This window comes from Cohnella baijiui, from assembly GCF_020731285.1.
GTDB lineage: Bacteria > Bacillota > Bacilli > Paenibacillales > Paenibacillaceae > Cohnella.
The window spans coordinates 1-302 of record NZ_JAJFOW010000214.1 but is presented as its reverse complement, the minus strand read 5'-3'; the positions used below and the strand labels follow the sequence as shown (position 1 = coordinate 302).

The 302-nt window shown below is 42.4% G+C and carries 1 protein-coding gene; it reads right to left on the bottom strand.

Features of this window, described 5'->3' with window-relative positions; genetic code table 11:
* Positions 1-120: 120 nt before the first annotated feature.
* A partial coding sequence (locus LKX83_RS32370) for a hypothetical protein (RefSeq protein WP_227887376.1) occupies positions 121-302 on the bottom strand: 182 nt, incomplete at its 5' end.

Here is a 302-nt window from a genome sequence, read left to right as displayed (position 1 = left end):
CCTGCTTTTCGTCTATCTTTTATTTTACACTACATGATGTTAAATGTCGCTATGTACAGGGTAGGAAAAGCGCAGAAAAAGAAAAACCTGCCGAAATCAGACAGGTTCTCAGCATCACCGCTAGCTTCTAAATAGCTGCTGCCACTGCTGATAGAGATTCCGCACGGCTTGTTGCTTTTCACTGATGATTGAATTCCGTTCTAGAATCAGCTCTTCTATACGAAGAAGAGCCTGATCTACTTTATCAAGGGCAAATACATCCAGAGTAACTTCCTGAAGAAGGATGGCACGACGATCATTCA